At 74.1% G+C, this 347-nt stretch carries 1 protein-coding gene; it reads right to left on the reverse strand.

What is annotated here, in order from left to right; all coding sequences use genetic code 11:
- Positions 1 to 347 (reverse strand): SpnB-like Rossmann fold domain-containing protein (locus tag IO30_RS41090; protein WP_037895527.1); only part of this gene is annotated, 347 nt, incomplete at both ends.

Consider the following 347-nt stretch of genomic DNA (forward strand, 5'->3'; position numbering starts at 1 on the left):
TGAACCGGCCCGGGTTCTCCGACTGCGCACTGCGCACCAGACCCCACACCGGAGCCTGCACCAGATCCGGCGCCTGCTCCCCCACAGCAACCGCGTTGCGCGTCACCACCACGAGCCGTGCCCCGCCCAGCACCTCGCTGGCCAGCCACCGCTGAAGCAGATCCAGCGTGCCCGCCGTCAGCGCCCGCGCAGCCGACGCCACCCCGGAACCCGACGGCGACTCGACCGCGACCGCCACGACCTCCGGCGCGGTCGCACCCTCGGCCACGGCCAGCTCCAGCGCCGCGAGGTCCGCAAAACGCTCACCCGGTACCCGGCACCCACCCAGCACCGCCAACCGGACAGAG

This window comes from Streptomyces xanthophaeus (assembly GCF_000725805.1).
Taxonomy (GTDB): domain Bacteria; phylum Actinomycetota; class Actinomycetes; order Streptomycetales; family Streptomycetaceae; genus Streptomyces; species Streptomyces xanthophaeus.